This window comes from Halodurantibacterium daqingense (assembly GCF_042666235.1).
Taxonomy (GTDB): domain Bacteria; phylum Pseudomonadota; class Alphaproteobacteria; order Rhodobacterales; family Rhodobacteraceae; genus Halodurantibacterium; species Halodurantibacterium daqingensis.
The window spans coordinates 30,297-49,612 of record NZ_JBHTFQ010000015.1 but is presented as its reverse complement, the minus strand read 5'-3'; the positions used below and the strand labels follow the sequence as shown (position 1 = coordinate 49,612).

Genomic DNA, 19,316 nt, shown 5'->3' with positions numbered 1-19,316 from the left:
AGCCGAAGCCGAGGCAAACTTCTACGCCGCTCTGGAAACTGAAGCCATGGCCGCGTAACTAAAATCAACCAGCCTCCGGCAAACCCGGCGCGGTTCAAGCCTCATCCTCCCGACCGGTGTGTAGAAGACATCCACAGATCCAATGCCGCAGCTGTAGTCGCGCATAGCTCGTTGGAGAGAATTCGGAATCGCTCGACGCTTCCATTATGCGCTCCAACTCTTCGAAATGAAGAAGTGCGGACTTATAAAATCCTGAAATAAACAGTTCTGCACTATAGTTTTTCACCAAGTGAATTAGGAAGTTTTCGCCTTCTCCAAAATGTTGTTTAGCGATAAACACCGCTCGAGCAAGTAAACGGTGCGCAGCATGATTTTCGCCAGTTTGAGAAAAGAACTTTGCACGGTTGCTCAGTCTTGTAGCCAGCCTAGACGCACCCTCTTTGTCTAGACCGGCCGGGGCCAGTTCGAAACTTTTCCATTCTGGTGCCTCCGGATCATATGCTCCTTGCTCACGCGCATCTGCCGCTGCGCTTTCCTTTAAAAGATCGTGGAGGTATTGCGTGTCATCGCCACTTCGCAATGCCGTTGCAAGGTTGGCAAAATACTGTGCGCGCGGACCCGAGTCAGGGTCGAAAGCGGCTTCGGCATCATAGTAAATGGCCAGTTCAAAAGCTGCCGAGCGCAGATCTTCGCGGATTGCGTCGAAACCAAGCGCCATCGTCTTTAGCTGGCGTGAACGACCATCAACGTCATCGATCCCTGAGTCAAATTGCTGGCTCTCTCTCCATGCTATTGGAGATTCTTTGGAATGCCTTTCCTCAAGGCTCTCAGCGCGATTTCGGAAAGCAGCTCCATCAGCCTTTTCAACATCAAGCTTCTGCTTTAGCGCTGATAATTCCGCATCAAGAGCGTCAATGCGCGCTCTCGCCCGAGCCAGATCTCGAAGTGGAACCCGTTTTGCAAGCTTAGCAGTCAGCCCATTGAGAACACCCAAAACGCCAAGCAATGCTGCCACTGCTCCGAGTTGCTCAAGAAAACTTGCGCCTGAAAACTCTAGCCAGATTGCCTTTAACAATTCCATGGGGAAGGTCTGCCCGTAAAGAGTGCCTTCATTCCATTATACAGGCCAGTCCTACTCGAAGCCAGTTTTGTTGCCCAGCCGCTCGGCCTTCACCTCGGTGAAGGTGTGGCCATCGCCGTCGAGGATCGCATCCTTGCCGGTTTCGGCCTGCCAGCGTTCGACGGCGACATCGACATAGGCCGCGCTGATCTCCATCGCGAAGACGCGACGGCCGTTGGCCTCGCCCGCCATGATCTGCGAGCCCGAGCCGGAGAACGGCTCGTAGCAGAGCCCGCCGCGCGCCACGTGCTGGCGCATCGGGATCCCGAAGGCGTCGAGCGGTTTCGGCGTCGGGTGGTCGGGCCGGTCGTCCTTGGCGAAACTCGGCAGCGCCCATGTCGATGGCAGGGTCTGCTCGGCGACCTTCGGGGGGCGGTTCGGGCGGCGCCAGCCCATGAAGCAGGGCTCGTGCTTCCAGAGGTAGTGGGACCGGGTCAGGACGCCGCGGTCCTTCACCCAGATAATCTGCTGGTGCACGAAGGCGCCCGCCTTCTCCCAGCAGGCTTCGAGCATCGCCTGGCGGCGCGAGGCGTGCCAGCAGTACCAGGCGGCATCCTCGGCGATGGCTTCCGCCACGGCTGCAGCGATGAACCCGTCATAGAGTTCCGCGCCCTGCGAACTGTCGTCCCAGGTCGTGCCGTAGGACGCCGACCAGTCCTTGTTGCGGGTCGGATGGTTCGAGCCGTCGTAGTCGACGAGATACGGCGGATCGGTCGCGAACAGGATCGCCCGCTCGCCGTTCATCAGGCGGCGCACATCGGCAGCGCTGGTGCTGTCACCGCAGAGCAGCCGGTGATCGCCGAGGATCCACAGATCGCCCGTCTGCGATGCAGGGTTGCGCGGCGGTTCGGGGATGGTCACCGGCGGCACGGAGCCTCCGGCGCCACCTTCTTCACCTTCGTCTTCCGCGACGTAGGCCAGCAGCTTGTCCAACTCGCCGTCGGAGAAGCCGACCAGCGACAGGTCGAAGTCGTCCGCCAGCAGCTCCTGCAGCTCGGCTGACAGCAGCGCCTCGTCCCAGGCGCCGAGCTCCGTTAACTTGTTGTCCGCGATGCGGTAGGCCCGCCGCTGCGCCTCGGTCAGATGCCCCAGCACGATCACCGGCGCCTCGGTCAGCCCCAGCTGCGTCGCGGCCAGCACGCGCCCGTGCCCCGCGATCAGCTCGCCGTCCTCGGCCACGAGGCAGGGCACGGTCCAGCCGAACTCGGCCATGCTGGCGGCGATCTTGGCAACCTGGTCCGGCCCGTGCGCCTTCGCGTTCTTCGCGTAGGGCTGCAGGCGCGACAGCGGCCACGTCTCGATCGCGTCCGGTGCGAAGCTCAACGTCATGATGGGCACGGTTCCTCGGTCGGGTGGATACCGGTGGCTTCCGGACTCCGGATGCCGGGCCGGACTCCACACGGGGTCCAGCGGCCACCAGCGGTGTCCAGGCGGAAGGCCAGCGTTCATTGGTGTTTGCGCGGGGCGCGCGTGGCTCCGGCTTCCGGGTGGCTTCCCAAAAAACCAGCCCTGTCGCTGGCGATGTCCCGCGCTTCGCCCGCCAGCATACGAACATCGCCAGGAAGGAACCAAGAACTCAATGGGTTAGCCCATCGGACCCCGGCTGGACCCTTCGCTGGACCCCGGAAGCCAGCGGCGCGGCGTCTGCCTGCGCGCTCCTCTCCCGAGCATATTGGTTTTCTAACGGCCTCGACGAAATGTGTAAGGCCCTGCGATGTACACCCGAAAATTTCCTCAGAGGACGATTTTTCTTGACAGCCGATTGGCGTTTTCGATGACGAACTGCTGTGACCGCCGGGGCGACGGCACGCGACCGTTCAGCCGCCAGGTGATCACCGCCAGACCGTATTGCCAGCGCTTGGTCGCGGCCGTGCGCGACAGGCCGAACTGCCAGCAGATCGGCTTCCACGCCATGCCGTCGGCGCGAGCCCAGACCAGGCGCCCATCCTCGGGCTCGAGCCAGCGCAGCCAGAGCATCGCCTCCTCGGCCTGCGTGATCTGACGCGGGCTGGGCCTCGGGCGACGCATCTGCGGTTCCTGACCGACCTTGTCGGCGAAGCTGTGGAAATACTCCGGCCATGCGTTGAAGAAGCCCTGCGGCATCACGCCCGGCATCTGCCGCATCACGCCGGCCGCAAGTTCCAGCCGATCCTGCACCTGCGCTGTGGTCCACTCACCCATGACGCGCCTCCCTTTGCCGCTTGCCGTAGAGCCGCTCGCCGAGTTGGCGCACCAGCTCGCGCTCCGGCCAGGTCAGGCGGTCGTCGTCGACGGCGACAGCCAGCAGGCCCAGTTCCTTCCAGCCGTCGCGCTTGACCTCGTCGGGGTTGCGGCGGTGACCGCCATAGCCCTTTGGCGTGAACCGCATGCCGCTCATTGCACACCTCCCCGGGTCTCCAGCGCCCAGAGCAGGATCGCAATGGCGTCGGCCTCGTTGTCGTCGGCGGGCGAGAAACCCCGCGCACGGGCCGCCGCCATCATGGCGTCCTTGTTCGCGTTGCCCTTGCCGGTGGCGTGGCGTTTGATGGTGCCGACGGGAACGCCCTCGTAGGGCACGCCGCGCAGCTCCGACCATGCAGTCAGCGTGGCCATGAGCCCGCCATAGACGTGGGCGGCGTCGGTGCCGACATGACGGCGAACCTCCTCGAACCAGATCGCGGCGATCGGCCCGGACAGCCGGTCGATCTCGGTAAGCCAGTTGGTGAACCGCAGATACCGCATGCCGCCACCATCAAACCGGCCGGGGCGGAAGGACGCCGTGCCGGAGGTGATCAGCCCATCGATGCCGTGCAGCGCCCATCCCGTCGTGGTGCCGAGGTCGAGCGCCAGCATCACCCGGTTGGCGCGGACGACGGGCCGCAGATCGGGGATTGCCTCACGGGCGGAGGTGGCGAGAGTCAGGTCAGCCATGGGTGGTCTCCTCTTCTGCTTGGCTGCTCGGGTGGAAGACGACGGTGGCCTGGTGCCTGGGCAGGTCGGGGCCGCCGTCGTCGGATCGGAGTCTGCAAAGAGCGTCGGAGCCCGCGCGCGGATACCCTCGACGTATGGGAGGCGAGGCCAAACCTGCCGGTTGGCCTCCCCATACGTAGTATGGGGGCTTGCCCACTCGTCTCATGCTTTGGCCGCAAGTCTCTGTTCCCGTTGATTTTTCAAGGCTCAAGGGATGAGGCGGTTCGATGAGGAAGACCTTTCTCATCCTCATCACCAACCCATTGATTTCATTGAACCATGAGGAAGGGATGAGAATGAGGAAGGCCGCGCTCATGATGAGGAAGTCAGTCATGGGCCTCCTCCGGATAGACCCAGACGGAGGGGTTTTCGACCTCACGCGCGCGGCCGGAATGGGGGCATTTGTAGTGGGTCGGCAGCACCGCGACGCCTTCGGCAAGGACCTCTCCGGTGTCCGTGTCGATCACGGGATCGCGGCCGAAGCGCATGTCCCTGATCACGAGATATCCGAAATGCGATTGCGTCCCGGCGTACCCGTGCTCCGTGAAGCTTCGGCGGAACTTGATCAGGCCCTTGGTGGCGAGCACCGACAGCCGCTCACGGATGCTGTAGCGCCCGCCGAGATCGTGCTGGTTCTCGAACGCCTCCGCGAACTGCGTGGTGGTGTAGAGCCGACCCTCGGCCGCCTCGTCGAAGATCATCCCCAGGACGATCTGGTTTTTCCGATCCCGCTCGGCATCGTGCCTGGCGCCGATGTCCTGGCGCACGAGGCGCTCGTTTATCGGGTTGATCTCGACCCATTGGCCGCGCACCTTGTCGATCAGCTTCGAGGGCAGCGCGGGGCCGTTGCGCAGCTCGATCTCCAGCTTGCGCTCTGACGCGTCCTCGTCGGGGCGGTGCAGGATGAGGCCGGAGGTGTAGAAGCCCCGCAGGGCGCTGGCGCCCGAAAGCGCGAGAAACGGATCCTCCTTCACCTGGTGCTTGCTGAGCTTCTTGGTGTGGTGGATCAGGATTACCCCGCAGTCCGGGTCGATGTGGTCGCGTAGAACCTCGACCCGTTCCTTGAGGAAGAACATCATGGCGGTGTTGTCGTTCTCGCCGCCGCCATCCGGCCCGCCATCGAAGAGGTTCCGGATCGGGTCGACGCAGAGGATGTCAGGCGGCGCATCCGGGAATGCCGTCCGGATCGCACGGGCAACCCGCACGCTGCCCTCGTTGTCGAGCAGCATTTTCAGCTTGGGTGTGGCGACGAAGGTGTCGCGCGCGGCGGCCAGCACGTCGGGCGGCAGGGCGATCTGCTTCAGCCGCTCGCGCAGATAGTGATACTGGATCTCGGCCTGCAGGTAGAAGATCCGCAGCGGCCGTGGCGGCGTGAAGCCGAGGAACGGCACACCGGCAGCCATGTGGACAAGCCAGGAGATCAGCAGGTCGCTCTTGCCGACCTTGGGCGCTCCGCCCAGCACCAGCAGTCCGCCCGGCGTCAGCACCCGGGGCGCGATGATGTCCTCGGGCATCGGGCTCTGATCGTCCAGCAGCGCGCCCAACGTGAAGGCGGGCATCTCGACCGGTCCCGGTGCGCCGGAGTCCAGCCGGATCAGCGGCGGGCCATATTTCTCGACATGCCGTTCCCAGAGCCGCTCGGATTCCCGCTTCAGCCGCTCGACCGGCCACTGGGGTCGCAGCATCGCGGCGTTGTAGCCGCAGATGCCGATCCAGCCCTCGTCCTTTGTCATCCGGCCCTCGTGGACCATGCGGATGAAATGACCGATCGCGGCGGACGCACCTTCGAAGCGGGACCAGTCATCCTGCGCCCCCTCCCGAACCGGCGTGACCAGCACTTCGTCCATGGCGGGCTTGTCGGGATGGGTGAACGCAGGCTGCAGGGACACGCCCGGCGCGGGCGGCATGTCGGTCACGGCTTCGATGAATTCGGCCAGATCGCGTTCGCGGTCGGCGCTCAGTTCGACGATCCGCACCTGCGTCTTGAGGTTGTTCTTGTAATAGACCGAGCCCGCCACTCGGATCGGCTGATGGGCGGAGCGGAAATGCATGTCGCCGCCGACCTTTGCGGCGATGTCGCCGCGCAGACGGCAGACGCGCGCTATATCGTCACCCTCGGCGGGTTCAGTCAGCGCCCACCAGACGTGGCACTTGCGCTGCCCTTCGGCCGTCACGCCGCCGCTTTCCACCACCATGCTGGCTGCGCCGAGGTGGCGCTCGAGGTGCGCGCGCTTGGCGGCGATGTCACCGGTGTCGAGATCGACGACCACCGTCTGCATCTGCAGGATATCGGTGGCCTTGGCCTGGCCGGGCGCGGCGACGGTGCCGGGGATCACATAGACTGCCGCGCCCTCGCGCGAGGCCCATGTCGCGAAGGTCGCCATCTTTTCGGGGGCGGACTGATTCGCTTCCAGCCAGATGTTGTGCGGGCGGCCATCGATGCCCTGACCCTTGTCGATGAAGCTGCGGACAGGGATCAGACCGTCGCAATACCCGAAGACGACCTGCATGAATTGCGCAATCTGCGCAGGGTCGGGCTCGTCGCCGAAGACGTCGATCTGCGGCGCGGCATCGTTGAAGTCGCGCCATGGGTTGAAATGGACGATGTTTGCCTTGGGCTCATCGGGCGTGGTGTCGTCGCGCATGGCTAGCTCCTGGTCGGGATCGGATGGCTCGGTGGGCTCGTCGGTCATGTAGCCAGGCTCCAGCACCGCTCGGCATGGGCGCAGAACCGGCATTCGAAGAAGTCGCGGCTGGCGGCGATGCGGGGCAGCAGCTCGCCGGCGTCGGTGGCCTGCAGGATCCGCACCGCGCGGTCGGACATGCGCTGCGCCAGATCGGCATCGAAGGGCACCAGCTCGTGATGCAGTTCGGCCGTGTCCTTGTTGATCGCCGTGAACAGTGCCGGGGCTGAGGAAATGCCCGGCACCGAAGGCTCCATGTACGCCTGGTAGATCGCGATCTGGGCGGCATAGACGGGCTTTGAGACGGCGACCCCGTCCTTGACGCAGGCCCGCCAGTTCTTCGCGTTCATCGTCTTGCATTCCCAGAGCGCCGGGGTGCGGAGGCCGAGCGCGGCCGGTGCCGCCGCGATGACCCCGTCGACATGGCCACGGATGCGGCCGCCCGCGACGGAGAAGCCGAACTGTTCGCCATCGGGGCGGTTGCCCTTGCGGGTGTAGAGGTCCAGCCCGGCCGCCCGCAGCCAGCGGATCGCTAGATCCTCGAGCTGGTGACCGATCTCGAAGATCCGCAGAGTCTGCCCGCCGAAGTCCGCGTCCTCGTCCTTGGGCGCGCCTGCGAACTCGAACTGCAACGCGCGTTCGCAGGCATGTCCCAGACGGGACGCGCCGAGATAGGTCCGGGGCGGCGTGGCCTCCCGCTCGGCGATCAGCGCGGCGTCGACCAGCGCGTTGATCCGCTCGGCCATGGAGGGGCGCGGGTTGAAATCCAGCATCAGAACGGCACCTCGCTCCTGGCGGCGATGCGCGACATCTCGGCGCCGTAACCTTCCAGAACCTCCTCGATCAGCGCGGTGACCTCTGTCGCATCGAGATCCCGCAGCCGCTTGTCCCAGCCGATCAGGTCCATCGTCTGGCCCAGCCGCTTCATCACCAGTGCAATGGCGAGGCGTTCTTCATCGGTCGTTCCCTGCATGGTCAGTCCTTTCCGGTGGCGGGCCGCGAAGAACGCCTGGCAGTGCATCGAGCAGAACCAGCGGTGTTCGCGGGGGCGGGGTTTGTTGGGGTTGAAGAAACCGAAGCCGCGCGCGGGGCGCAGACAGACGGCGCAAGGCTTGAGGCGCGGGTGCCAGAGCCGAATACGCTCCGGGCAATCCGCAGGCGCTGCGGGCGGGGATGGGACTTGCGCGACATGGTTCACGCCGCCCTCCGCTCGGGCTCGGCCGCCGTGACGAGGCGCCGGATGTCGCGCTTGTTGAACTGGAACGAGATCAGCGCGGAGGCGCGATATCTGGTCAGGCCGTAGTCGCGCCGGAACTCGGGCGGCAGGCAGTTCAGCTGCTTTTCCGTCGCGTCCTGCTTCAGCCAGCCCTTCGACTTGAAGGCGCTCTCGTCGGTCTCATGCTCGTTCAGCCAGTCGTCGGCCTGCGCGAGACAGACGATGCGCTCGCCCACGCTCAGGAGCCGCGTCGCCTTGCCCTTGGCGCCCCCGACCGCGTGCCAGCGGCCCTCGAGGAAGAACACGCCACCCCAGGCGTGAAAGCCGTTGGCCATCAGCGCGGCGTCGTCGCCGAACAGGTCCACCCACGCGAAACTCGATCGCTCGAGAAGATCGAGCTCGGTCATGACGAAGCTGTCGATTGGCTCCGCGCCTTCGCGCGGCAGCTCGCACCCGCAGATCGGGCATTCGGTGACGGCGATCGGGATCTCGGCCTTGCATTCGGGGCAGAGCTTCGTGGGGGCTTCCCCCGGCGTCGGAACGCGCCCGTCGAGATCGACATCCTGTTCCAGCGTGCCGTGCGTGAGGCTCGACATCCCGAAATCCAGCACGATGCAGTCGGTCTTCACGATGCCGGGATGTTCCTCGGGGTCGACGGTGCGCAGGCCGCGCCCGACCATCTGGATCATCGTGGACTTGTAGGAACTCGGCCGAAGCAGCACGACGCAGGAGGTGGGCGGATGGTCCCAGCCCTCGGTCAGCACCGCCACGTTGACCACGACGCGGATGTCGCCCGCCGCGTAATCGGCGAGGATCGCCTTGCGGGTCTCGGCCGCCAGATCGCCGTGGATCAGCGCGGCGGAAACGTCCGCCGCCCTGAAGGCGTCGGTGACGTGTTCGGCATGCGCGACGGTGGAGCAGAACACCACAGTCTGCCGGTCGCCCGCCTTTTCCTTCCAGTGGCGGATCACCTCGTCGGTGACGGGGGCGCGGTCCATGATGCCCGCCACCTCCGCCATGTCGAAATCCGACATGGTCTTGCGGACCGCGCGCAACTCGTCCTGCACGCCCACGTCGATCACGAAGGTGCGGGGCGGCACCAGGTGGCCCGAGGCGATCAGCTCGCCCAGCCGCACCTGATCGGCGACATTGTCGAAGACCTCGCGCAGGCCCTTCTTGTCGCCCCGGTTCGGCGTCGCCGTGACCCCGAAGATCCGGGCGTCGGGATTGGCCTCGCGCACCCGGTCGATGATGCGGCGGTAGCTGTCGGCGACGGCATGGTGCGCCTCGTCGACAACCAGCAGGTCGAGGCGCGGCATGTCGGCGAGGTTCGAGGCGCGCGCCAGCGTCGGCACCATGGCGAAGGCGACCTGGCCGCTCCAGGACTTCTCCGTGGCGTCGATGACCGAGGTGGCGACGCCCGGCACCACGCGCTGGAACTTGGCGCGGTTCTGCGCCGTCAGCTCGTCGCGATGCGCAAGAACGCAGGCCTTGGCGCCGTCACCGATCATCTCGCCGGTGACCGCCGAGAGCATGATGGTCTTGCCCGCACCGGTGGGCGCCACGCCCAGCGTGTTGCCGCGGGAAGCGAGCGCAGCCACGCTGCGCTCGACGAAGGTCTTCTGGCGGGGGCGCAGGCGCATGGCCGGTCTCCCGCTTACTGCGCCCAGCTCGGCCGACCGGCGAACCCGGGGGCGGACGAGGGCTGGCTGGGCTGATGTGCCGCTGCCGCAGGGGTGGTCTGCTGTGGTGCATGTCCGGCTGCACCCTGTCCGCCGAACTGCAGCGCCGCAGTCCCCATGACCTGCGCGTAATCGCGATGATCCGGCGTGACCGCGCTGCGGATCTCGTTCTTGTCGTCGCCGCTGGCGTCGGTGCCGATGTCGATGCGGGCGATGAACTCGATCCCGTCGAGATCGGCGAAGCCGTTGATCCGCCGCGCCGCCTGCGCCTCGGCCGACATGTCCTTGTCGGAAATCCCGCGGGCCGAGTTCAGCATGCCGCGCACGAGGCTGCGGCCCATGTTCGCCCAGTCCGGCCCCTTGGGGCTGTAGAGCCCGATCAGGGTGAAGATCTTGCGCCGGGCGTACTGCCCCTCGGTCACCGTGAACTCGCCGTTGAGATAGACCGCGCCGGTCGAGCCGCGGGTGGCATAGCCGCCGGTCCAGCCCTGCGACGCGTCGTCGAACCCGCCCGGGCGGATGGTCAGGCGCACCTTGGCCAGCGTGCCCTTGGGGATCAGGTTGGTGTTGCTCTGCGCGTCGTTGAAATCGTTCCAGGAACCCATGGGGAACCTCCTTTGCTGATCAGGATTGCGGTTGGGATTGGGCGTCAGCCGCCGGATCGGCGGGCGGCGGGGTGTAGGTCAGGCGCTTGGGCGCTGGCGCGACGGGGGCGCGGATCTTCGTCATCAGGCGGCCGAGGTGAGGCTCCTCGACCTGATCCAGCCGGCCCGAGCGGTCCTTGGCCGGAAAGCCCCAGGGGTTGATCGTCTGGCAGACGAAGGCGCGATACGGATCGCCCTCGGCCTTCAGCTCCGCCATGGTGATCACCTCGTCGACGATCCCTGGCAGTTCGAGCCCGGTCTTCGAGCCGTCGATCTGCGGCTGGAACACCTTGCGATTGAAGTCGTCGAGCTTCTCGTCGAGGATCCCGACAAACCAGACGTTCTTGGCCCGTGTGTGCTGGAGATGCGTAAGCCAGCCGATCATCTCGCGGCCGTGCAGCCCGTAAGTCCCGCGCACATCCGGCTTGCCGGTCTTCTCCGACAGCGCCTCGGGCTGCCCCTTGCACCAACCGAAGCACAGCCGCCCCGCTACGGTGATCGAGTCCACGAAGATCGTGTCGTAGCGGTCGAGCGCGGCCGGATCGCCGAAGCGGTCGCAGACCGCCTTGTAGTGCGCGGGGCTGTAGGGCTGCTCGTCGCGGAGCGCCGGATTCGGCCCGCCGATGAACACCGCGAAATCCCGGCATTCCGTCCAGGTCCGCGGCCGGATGCTGTCGCCCTCCCAACCCTCGATGGCGAGGTCGCCCGCCTCGAGATCCATGAACAGCGTCGTCGATGCGTTCAGCGTCCAGAGGAGCGAGGTCTTCCCGATGCCGGACTTGCCGAAGATGCAACCCTTGATCCCACGCGGCTCGGCCAGCCGCTGGTCGGCGCTGATGATCGGGAGGCTCATTGATCGCCCCCCTGCGGGACGATCTCGATCTTCAGTGTGCCGGGCCGGACGGTGCGCGCGGGTTCGAAACCGGCACGGATGGCGTCGGGCCAGGCTGCGTATTTGCGCTCGGGCACCTTGAAGGCGATGTCCACGTACTGCGCGGGATCGTCCCCGGCGGCGCGGATGCGCTCGACCATGGCGGCGAGGCGATCCTGATCCCAATCGACCCGTTTCGGCAGATCGGCGACCACGGTGAAATCACCGTCGTCGAAGCGGATCGTGCCGGTGTCCTTGCCCGCCGCCTGCCGTTCCTCGGCGGCGCGGGTGGCGTAGCGGACGGTCAGCGCGCCATCGAGGCGGGCCTTCGCGGCCTTGTCGCGCTTGATGCGCTCGTCGACGTCGCGCTGCAGGATGGCCAGCAGTTCGACGGGCAGCTGGGCGATGTCCTGCAAGCCGAGGCCCGGCAGGTCGTCGACGGTGGGGGTGTTCGCGGGGAATGGCATGTAAGGGTCTCCATGATCGGCAAAAAGGAATTGGAAGGCGGTCATCACGCGGCCTCCCGCTCGGCGAGCAGAAGCGCGGACAGCGAGACGGCTGCGGCCTTCGGTTTGGGGCGGGCGACGGCGATGTAGGCGAACTGGTCGGGGCCCGTGCGCTCCTGCACCAGGTGCACGAGGCCCTGTTCGGCGGCCCAGAAGGCGCGCGACCCGAGTCGGGCCAATTCCGCGCGCTGTTGATCCGGGAGCCCGGCGAACATCGGGAAGATGTCGAGGACCAGAAAGCCGCGATGGTATTCCAGCCGGTCGCCCGGCACGGCCTGCGCCACCCAGGCGCAGAACTCGATCTCGGTGAGCGGTCGGCGGGCGCGGACCGTGATGAAGGGGGTGGTGCCCATGAACATGATCTCCTCCTTTCGCCTCTACTCAAGCCGCCGCGAGATCGTCCCAGGCGGGACCGAGACCGTGGGCAGTGAGGACGTGACGGAGATCGGCGAGGCGGCGGTAGAGCGCGGACCGGCTGCCGAAACCCTCGGCCGCCAGCGCGGTCACGGGGCGATGCGCCAGCGCCGCGCAGAACCGGCGATCCTCGGCCGGGAGCCGCGCGAGGGCGGCCTGCAGGGCGTGGTGAAGTTCGGTTACAGCGGCGACGCAACAGGTCTGGCCGTGCCAGGCGGCAAGCCCGTCGTCCTCGGCCAGCGTGTCGCCGGCCGGCTCGCGGGCTCCGGCCAGCGGAACCTCGAGCGAGAGCAGCGACCCACCCTGCGCGCGACGCTGGCGGTGGTGGCGCATCGCGATCCGCGAGGACTGGTTGCGCAGCACGATGTTGGCGAAAGCGCCGATGGTGCCACGCGAGGGATCGTAGGCGGGCAAGCGGCGCAGCAGATCGACCAGGAGATCCTGGCCCAGATCCTCGCGCTCGCAGAGCGGCAGGCACAGCTTGCGCCGCAGCCGTTGCGCCGCCGCATCGGCTTCGCGGATGATGGTTTCAATGTCGTCGGGGGAAAGTTCGATCTGCATCGCTGTGCGCCTCGGTCATCGTTTCTGATGAGCCCAAGGTGCCGGATGCGGTCGGCGCGCAGGTGGGAACGGGGTGGGAATAAGGTGGGGGTTTGGTGGGGCTTGCGGACCTGAGCGTCAATTTCTCGTGCAGGTCTCCGTAAAAGCCCACAGCCGTCAGCCGAAGGGCAGCACGCTTGGAGCGCATGTGCCTTCGGGGCCTACCTGTCGACAGTGCCATGCAGGTGATGCAACATCGGCTTGCGCTGAACTGGAAATCGAACGCATGAACTTGAAGCCTCCGCCGGTCGACAAGGGACAACTCGGCCTCGACGAATTCCGCAGGAATGCGAAACTATACGAGCTCTCGATCACAAACCGGATGAGCCGAGAGTTCTATCGAGCGGATCTATCGAAGTGGAAAAAGCTCTACGCGAGCTTGGCTGCAAAACGAGAGCCGGGAAGCAACGCTGCGATTCACTTCGCATCGCTGTCATCTCTTTGCGGCGATCTGTTGGATCAATATGGGCCCGAGCCACCTCCAAAGAAGCGAGCACCAAAGACGACTACGTCGATCCGGCTGGTGTATCCCGATTTTCCGGATGAAGTAACTCACAGGCTCCATTTTCTGGAAGGGCCTGGGGCGCGACGCCAGCGCGCCAATGACCTCGCGTCGCACGCAGCCTTCGTTTTTCGACAAACCTCCGGCACCGGTCGCGTTCTCGTCTCGGTTGGAACCCGGCAAGATGATACCAGACTGTTCGAGCGGCTGGTCGAGGCAATTGGAGCGGGTCTGTTTGGTGATCCGGCGAAGTCCGGTTTTGATGCGGAGCGCAAAAACCCCCAGTGCGCCAGCAATGCGGTAACCCCGCTGGAAAGGGTCTGGCAGGACAACAACCAGGCGCGCGGATATAGCTGGCAGGCGCGTGCTTTGGGCGATCAGTTCCGTGGCATCGACGGCAAGGGGCTTCCACAAGACCTTCCGGACGTGAAGGACGCGCCCCCATGGGATCCGGACCCCAAGTGGCAACAAATTCTGAACTTGACGGAAGCGAACCGACTCTCCGACGCCATGGATCTGGTGGAGGCCATCCCAGGGCGTGATCGTGAGGCGCTTTTGGACGAGGTCATATATCTGAAATTCCTGACAGATCGCGAAATCCGAGCTGATGACTTGAGGCTGATCGCTCGCAAGTATGCAGCGACGTCGCTCATCGCGGGTCGCCTGCATGACGAGTTCGAGGCATTTGTGGCCTACTTGGATCAGGAGTTACAGGACGATCCGCCTGTGCTTTCCAAACTGCTTCGATTTGACCCTGACTTTGGCCAAGGGATGATCCCGGTGCCGCCTCCCGCGTCAGACTGGCCAGCATACCGTGCATATCAGGCTCAGTTCATCAACTCGACGGCGCCTCGCGGCCGCATCTTCTCAGTAAACATCGACGTTGGCTTCGCCAATGTTGAGAGCCTGCTCGCCGGGCATATGGCGCTGGCAGAGGACGCGTTTCGCCGAGACCGATCTATACCGGGGATCGGTGCGAGCGGGTGGATTTCCGAACTCGCACTTCTTGACCTTTTCCGTGCGATTTGGCCCAACGCCAAGCACCAATGGCGCCCTTGGTTTCTTGGCCGTCAGTCGATCGACATATACATTCCCGAGATAAACTTGGCAGTAGAGTATCAGGGCCAGCAGCATTACCAGCCGGTCGCACTGTTTGGCGGCGAGGAAGGCTTCAAGAACGCACAGATTCGGGATGAGCGAAAGCGACTGCTACTGGAGGCGAACCGCATCCGCCACCTTGAGTGGCGATATGATGCGCCGATATCGAGAAAAGCGCTGATGCTAAAGCTGGCTGAGATTGGGATATCTTTGCCACTCAAAGAGTGAAGCGGGCTGGCATCTCAGTCGTCAACCACGATATCCGAAGCGGGGACGCCAAGCCGATAACCACGGTTGCGCACCGTCATGATCAGGGTCTTGCTCTCGGCATCGGTGAACCCGGCAGCCTTGAACGCGTCGCGCAGCTCGCGGATCAGATCCTTGGCCTCGCGCGCCGTCGTGCCTTCGACATGGGATAAGGAGGCGATCTGATCGCGCGACAGCGCCTTTTCCAGCAGGCGCTCGAACACGGGGAAAACCTGACGCGACAGGATGACGGAGCGACCATCCCATTGAACCTCGGCCGTTGCCCTTCGCACGCGAAGCACGGGCGCCAGCGGGACCGGCGCCAGAGCCGCGACGTCGACTGTGCCGCCGAGGCCATTTGTGGCGGGCGTCAGCACCTCAAGGGTTTCGATGAGATGAAAGCCCGCATCCTGATGTCGCCGGGCAGTCTCCGCTGGCAACGCCGGTGCGAGGATCGTGATGGCTGAGCCCTGCGCCGCCTGGCGCAACGACGCGATGATGCCGTCGCTGGTCAGGGCTGCAGGCTCCAGCGCCAGAAACACCGCCCGACCCGATGGCGTGTCGCCCAGCCGCCAGACCTTCTCCGCGGCGAGCTTCGGGGCTGTGCCGAACCCTGCCGCGGTGCCGATCACGGATGCCAGCGCCCCGTCGCCGATGCGGAACACGCGCAAATCGTCCTCGGTGAGATCGACGTCGTGTCGGCGGTCGAGCGGGCACTCAGCACGATACCCTTCGCCCGCTTTCCGGATCGGCCGACAGGGGAGCCCGCATTCACACGCATCGCAGACGTCCCAATCGGCGAGCGGCGCCTGTTCGACGAGGACACGTTTCGCCAGCAGCCGGTCGAAGACCGGACCAAAGAACGGCGCGGCAAGCTCGCCGGGCAGGATTGCGTCGTCGCCAGCCTCACTCAGCCGCGTCAACAACCTCAGAATCGTCTCGGTCATTCATCAGCCCGTTCCGTTCGATCAGCTTCATTACCCGCGCCTCATGCTGGGTGCGGCGAAACTGCACGACGCCCGGGGGCCGCAGCTTGACCGTGACCTGCGGCTGGCGCCTGCCGTCGCCCTTGAACAGGATCCGGAATACGAGTTCGCCCAGCCGCCAGGCGCCGCCGAACGAGACCGGAGTGCTGCCGAAATGCTGGAGCGCGTCACCGCCGAGGTCCCGCGACCGCAGTGTGCGCACCACGCGGGGATACCCCTTCTTGCCGGGCGCCATCAGGTCCGCCGCCGCCTCGATGATCAGCACCTTGTCGATCAGCGGATCGTAGGCAGTATCGAAGGCGAAGCCCGGTCCGGCCAGTTCGACCGGGCGCAGGGTATAGAGGTCCTGCGCATCGTCGCCGTCGAAGAAGCCGGGCCTGTCGAGGATGATCGAGGCGAAGAGTTCCGCGATCTCGGGCTGATGCGCCTTCCGGATGCGGGCCAGTCGCAGCATGCCGGTGTTCTCGGAGTATCGAAGCACGGCGTGGGAAATCTGGCGCACGCTGATGACCCGTTCGACCTGGCCCTCGACGACCGGCATGGTCGAGACCATGGAGCCGTGGCTGACCACGAGGTTGATCTCGTCATCGTCGTCGTAGTCGCCCACCCGGCAGTAGTCCCCGAGAAACGCGTCACGGAAGAGCGCGGCGACGGCCGTCCGGAACGCTTCGACCTTCTCCTCTGTCAGATCGATCGCGACGCCACGTTCCCGCCCGGCATATTCATGCAGGCGGTCGGCGGTGAGCATCGCCATGTGATCGGCGGCCGCGTCGAACAGATCGGGATGCTCCAGAAATACCCGGACGGCGATGTGCTTGGGATCATGCGCCTTGTTCGGCGCGTCTTCGTCGCCGGTCTTCATATCCGGGAACAGATCGACGCCCTGTCGGGCGGCCTGCGCCTGGATGATCTCGAGGCCGCGGGCATCGCCCAATTCCGCGATGCGGTGCAGATCGCCGCGCAGCCCCTCGGGATAGCTGTCCTCGGCGCCAGTCAGCAGTTTCTCCAGCGCCTCGCGGGCGGCATCCTCCTCCTGGTCCAGAAGGTCGACGGAAAAGCCTTTGTACTTGCCCTCGTGCCGCGCCAGCAGCGGCTTCATCAGGGCGAGATCGATGGACTTGATGAACCGGGGGTTCACGAACTTCTTCAAATTGCCGGCCACGACGAATCCCCTTTCCTGCAAAACCAGTGTTCTTGATACGTTCTTTCGCGTGATTCATCAACCTGCGCGGGATCGGCTGGGACGGTTTCCGACATCGACGAGTAGAGGCCAGAGGAGACGACTGCTCCGAGGCCCGCATGAAACGCCCCAATCCGCTCCCGCCCGACAAGATGACGCCCGCAGAACGCCGCGCCGAGTTGTGCGGCCTGCTGGCGCTCGGGCTGGTTCGGTTGCAGATGCGGGAGACGGGCGAAGTATCTGACAATACTGGAGAAAGTTGCCTACACTATCCGCCCGACCAATGCCGTCATGCAACTCCAACTCACCGGAGAAATGCATGAACAAGCCCGATCCCATCCCCGCGCGCCTGGCCGCGCTAAAGACCGCGACGACGCCGGACCTGAAGGCGCAGTGGCGCGACCTGTTCGACGGCGAACCGCCACCGTTCAACCGCCGCTACCTGGAGAGCCGGCTGGCATACCGAATCCAGGAACTCGCCTATGGCGGGCTGAAGCCCGAGACAATCCGGCGGCTGGAACGGCTTGGCGAGGAACTGGACGGCGGCGACCGATCCAAGCGCGGCATCCGCGCAGATCGCGACCGCCCGATCACCGGCACACGCCTCCTGCGCGAATGGCAGGGCGTCGAGCAGATCGTCACCGTCACCGCCGATGGCTTCGAATGGCAGGGGCGACCCTACAAATCGCTGTCCGCCATCGCCCGCGCGATCACCGGCACGCGCTGGAACGGCTGGGTCTTCTTCGGGCTCAAGAACCACAGGGGGCGGAAGTGACGAAGCCGCCGGATAAATCGAAGGTCGTCCCCAAGCTGCGGTGTGCCGTCTACACCCGGAAATCCTCCGAGGAAGGGCTGGAGCAGGAGTTCAACTCGCTCCACGCTCAGCGGGAGGCATGCGAAGCCTACATCGCCAGCCAGCGCTCCGAGGGCTGGGTGCTGGTCCGCGATCAGTATGACGACGGCGGCATCTCAGGCGGAACGCTGGAACGGCCCGGCCTGAAGCGGCTGCTGGAGGACATCGAGGATGGGCTGGTCGATGTTGTGGTGGTCTACAAGATCGACCGCCTCAGCCGCTCGCTGGCGGATTTCGCCAAGCTGGTCGAGGTGTTCGACAGGAACGGCGTGACCTTCGTCTCGGTCACGCAATCCTTCAACACGACCACGTCCATGGGCCGGTTGACGCTCAACATCCTGCTCTCGTTTGCCCAGTTCGAGCGCGAGGTGACGGCCGAGCGCATTCGCGACAAGGTCGCCGCCAGCCGCAAGAAGGGCATGTGGATGGGCGGAGTGCCGCCCTACGGCTACCGCGTCGAGAACCGCAAGCTGCTGGTAGACGAGGAAACCGCCGTGCATGTGCGCTGGATCTTCGACCGCTTCCTCGAGATCGGGTCCTGCACGGAACTGGCGCGGGAGGTTGGCACGCGCGGCATCCGGACGCCGCGCGGCAACCGGATCGACAAGAAATACATCTACCGGATGCTCAGCAACCGCGTCTACATCGGCGAGGCGGTCCACAAGGGCGACAGCTACCCCGGCGAGCACGACGCGATCATCGACCGCGAGACGTGGGACAAGGTTCACACCATCCTGCAGGAGAGCCCTCGGAAACGCGCTGCCCGCACCCGCGCCGACACGCCCGCGCTGCTGAAGGGGCTGCTGTTCGGGCCGGACGGCGCGGCCTTCTCGCCGACCCACACCCGCAAGGGCGGGCGGCTTTACCGCTACTACGTCAGTCAGACTGTACTGAAGCATGGTGCTGGTGCGTGTCCAGTCGGCCGCGTGCCAGCGGGCGAGATTGAAGCCGCCGTGATCGACCAGCTCCGCGCCGTGTTCCGCCAACCGGAGATCGTTGCGGGGACGTGGAAAGCGGCGCGCGTCCATACTGACGACATTACCGAAGCCGACGCGCGTGCGGCCCTGCAGCAGCTCGATCCGCTTTGGGACGAGCTTTTCCCCGCCGAGCAGGCGCGCATCGTGGCGCTGCTGGTCGAGCGTGTGGACATCGACACTGAGGAGCTCAACGTCCGCCTGCGCGTCGACGGACTCAGCGGTCTGGCCCGCGAGATGCTGGCCGGGAACATCGGAGAAGCTGCATGACCCGCAGTGCGCTGATCCCCGACACGGTGACGCTCCACGTCCCGTTCCGCATCGTCAAGCGCGGCGGGCGGAAGGAGATGCAGATGCCCGAAGGCGCCACGCACTCGCAGCGGACCGACAACACGCTGGTCAAGGCGCTGGCGCGCGCATTCCGGTGGAAGCGGATGCTCGAGTCGGGTGAGTTCGCCACCATCGCCGAACTGGCCGAGCGCGAGGGGATCGCGGCGTCCTACATGACGCGCGTTCTGCGCCTGACACTGCTTGCGCCGGACATCGTCGAGACGGTCCTGCACGGGCGCCATCCTCCGGAACTGACTATTGCAAGGCTACTGGAGCCGTTTGGGCTCCATTGGCACGAGCAGGCTGGCGAATTGTTGAACCTCCGTCGGGATGAGCGGCGAGCCAAGGAGATTTCGAATGCCACAGGAAGCTTGAGAACGTAGAGTGAACATCGTACTATTTGGTTGGCCGCATTCGGAGAGTCTGTCAGGGTGCGGATCAACCGGCACGGAAGAACCGGC

General features: G+C 65.2%; 21 protein-coding genes. 4 read left to right on the top strand and 17 right to left on the bottom strand.

All coding sequences use genetic code 11. The features are described 5' to 3' along the window. Positions 1–94 precede the first annotated feature (94 nt). From ACFQXB_RS18860 to ACFQXB_RS18790, 15 genes are all read right to left on the bottom strand, one after another. Positions 95–1,081 (bottom strand): hypothetical protein, encoded by a 987-nt coding sequence (locus ACFQXB_RS18860; RefSeq protein ID WP_377406772.1) that lies wholly within the window; start codon positions 1,079–1,081, stop codon positions 95–97. Between the two features lie 51 nt (positions 1,082–1,132). Next, positions 1,133–2,449, bottom strand: coding sequence for a site-specific DNA-methyltransferase (locus ACFQXB_RS18855; protein ID WP_377406771.1), 1,317 nt, complete (start codon positions 2,447–2,449; stop codon positions 1,133–1,135). 405 nt (positions 2,450–2,854) lie between these two features. Then, positions 2,855–3,301: a DUF6362 family protein gene (locus ACFQXB_RS18850; protein WP_023851473.1), complete on the bottom strand. Its 447-nt coding sequence runs from the start codon at positions 3,299–3,301 to the stop codon at positions 2,855–2,857. Next, positions 3,294–3,497 (bottom strand): hypothetical protein, encoded by a 204-nt coding sequence (locus ACFQXB_RS18845; protein WP_449301254.1) that lies wholly within the window; start codon positions 3,495–3,497, stop codon positions 3,294–3,296. The genes ACFQXB_RS18850 and ACFQXB_RS18845 overlap by 8 nt, the downstream gene beginning before the upstream one ends. After that, positions 3,494–4,030 carry a hypothetical protein gene (locus ACFQXB_RS18840; RefSeq protein ID WP_449301253.1) on the bottom strand — a complete coding sequence of 179 codons (537 nt, stop codon included), beginning with the start codon at positions 4,028–4,030 and terminating at the stop codon, positions 3,494–3,496. The genes ACFQXB_RS18845 and ACFQXB_RS18840 overlap by 4 nt, the downstream gene beginning before the upstream one ends. Beyond that, positions 4,023–4,403 carry a hypothetical protein gene (locus ACFQXB_RS18835; protein ID WP_377406770.1) on the bottom strand — a complete coding sequence of 127 codons (381 nt, stop codon included), beginning with the start codon at positions 4,401–4,403 and terminating at the stop codon, positions 4,023–4,025. Before ACFQXB_RS18835 ends, ACFQXB_RS18840 begins: the two co-directional genes overlap by 8 nt. After that, positions 4,396–6,762 (bottom strand): AAA family ATPase, encoded by a 2,367-nt coding sequence (locus ACFQXB_RS18830; protein WP_377406769.1) that lies wholly within the window; start codon positions 6,760–6,762, stop codon positions 4,396–4,398. The genes ACFQXB_RS18835 and ACFQXB_RS18830 overlap by 8 nt, the downstream gene beginning before the upstream one ends. Beyond that, on the bottom strand, positions 6,759–7,526 hold the full coding sequence (locus ACFQXB_RS18825) for a hypothetical protein (RefSeq protein ID WP_377406768.1): 768 nt from the start codon (positions 7,524–7,526) through the stop codon (positions 6,759–6,761). The genes ACFQXB_RS18830 and ACFQXB_RS18825 overlap by 4 nt, the downstream gene beginning before the upstream one ends. Then, the gene (locus ACFQXB_RS18820; protein WP_377406767.1) at positions 7,526–7,726 is read right to left on the bottom strand and encodes a DUF6511 domain-containing protein; all 201 of its coding nucleotides are present in this window, start codon (positions 7,724–7,726) and stop codon (positions 7,526–7,528) included. Before ACFQXB_RS18820 ends, ACFQXB_RS18825 begins: the two co-directional genes overlap by 1 nt. Before the next feature lie 221 nt (positions 7,727–7,947). Beyond that, positions 7,948–9,612: a DEAD/DEAH box helicase gene (locus ACFQXB_RS18815; RefSeq protein WP_377406766.1), complete on the bottom strand. Its 1,665-nt coding sequence runs from the start codon at positions 9,610–9,612 to the stop codon at positions 7,948–7,950. 14 nt (positions 9,613–9,626) lie between these two features. Next, a complete protein-coding gene (locus ACFQXB_RS18810; RefSeq protein WP_377406765.1) occupies positions 9,627–10,256 on the bottom strand; it encodes a hypothetical protein in 630 nt (209 codons plus the stop codon). Between the two features lie 19 nt (positions 10,257–10,275). Continuing rightward, a complete protein-coding gene (locus ACFQXB_RS18805; RefSeq protein ID WP_377406764.1) occupies positions 10,276–11,148 on the bottom strand; it encodes an ATP-binding protein in 873 nt (290 codons plus the stop codon). Further along, the gene (locus ACFQXB_RS18800; protein ID WP_211657875.1) at positions 11,145–11,678 is read right to left on the bottom strand and encodes a hypothetical protein; all 534 of its coding nucleotides are present in this window, start codon (positions 11,676–11,678) and stop codon (positions 11,145–11,147) included. Before ACFQXB_RS18800 ends, ACFQXB_RS18805 begins: the two co-directional genes overlap by 4 nt. Then, positions 11,678–12,031 (bottom strand): hypothetical protein, encoded by a 354-nt coding sequence (locus tag ACFQXB_RS18795; RefSeq protein ID WP_377406763.1) that lies wholly within the window; start codon positions 12,029–12,031, stop codon positions 11,678–11,680. The genes ACFQXB_RS18800 and ACFQXB_RS18795 overlap by 1 nt, the downstream gene beginning before the upstream one ends. Before the next feature lie 22 nt (positions 12,032–12,053). Continuing rightward, positions 12,054–12,647, bottom strand: a complete 594-nt coding sequence (locus ACFQXB_RS18790) for a hypothetical protein (protein ID WP_310459188.1) — start codon at positions 12,645–12,647, stop codon at positions 12,054–12,056. 265 nt (positions 12,648–12,912) lie between these two features. On the opposite strand from ACFQXB_RS18790, the gene ACFQXB_RS18785 reads away from it, so the two are divergent. After that, a complete protein-coding gene (locus ACFQXB_RS18785; RefSeq protein ID WP_377406762.1) occupies positions 12,913–14,514 on the top strand; it encodes a hypothetical protein in 1,602 nt (533 codons plus the stop codon). A gap of 14 nt (positions 14,515–14,528) precedes the next feature. On the opposite strand, the gene ACFQXB_RS18780 is transcribed toward ACFQXB_RS18785, so the two are convergent. Both ACFQXB_RS18780 and ACFQXB_RS18775 read right to left on the bottom strand, forming a co-directional pair. Further along, on the bottom strand, positions 14,529–15,479 hold the full coding sequence (locus ACFQXB_RS18780) for a hypothetical protein (protein WP_377406761.1): 951 nt from the start codon (positions 15,477–15,479) through the stop codon (positions 14,529–14,531). Next, the gene (locus ACFQXB_RS18775) at positions 15,439–16,680 is read right to left on the bottom strand and encodes a hypothetical protein (RefSeq protein ID WP_377406760.1); all 1,242 of its coding nucleotides are present in this window, start codon (positions 16,678–16,680) and stop codon (positions 15,439–15,441) included. The genes ACFQXB_RS18780 and ACFQXB_RS18775 overlap by 41 nt, the downstream gene beginning before the upstream one ends. A 337-nt stretch (positions 16,681–17,017) precedes the next feature. Between ACFQXB_RS18775 and ACFQXB_RS18770 the strand changes: the two genes are divergently transcribed. The 3 genes from ACFQXB_RS18770 to ACFQXB_RS18760 are packed head-to-tail and all read left to right on the top strand — an operon-like array spanning position 17,018 to position 19,238. Then, positions 17,018–17,473 (top strand): DUF2924 domain-containing protein, encoded by a 456-nt coding sequence (locus ACFQXB_RS18770; protein WP_377406759.1) that lies wholly within the window; start codon positions 17,018–17,020, stop codon positions 17,471–17,473. Beyond that, positions 17,470–18,795, top strand: coding sequence for a recombinase family protein (locus tag ACFQXB_RS18765; RefSeq protein ID WP_377406758.1), 1,326 nt, complete (start codon positions 17,470–17,472; stop codon positions 18,793–18,795). The genes ACFQXB_RS18770 and ACFQXB_RS18765 overlap by 4 nt, the downstream gene beginning before the upstream one ends. Beyond that, positions 18,792–19,238, top strand: coding sequence for a hypothetical protein (locus tag ACFQXB_RS18760; protein WP_377406757.1), 447 nt, complete (start codon positions 18,792–18,794; stop codon positions 19,236–19,238). Before ACFQXB_RS18765 ends, ACFQXB_RS18760 begins: the two co-directional genes overlap by 4 nt. Positions 19,239–19,316: the final 78 nt, after the last annotated feature.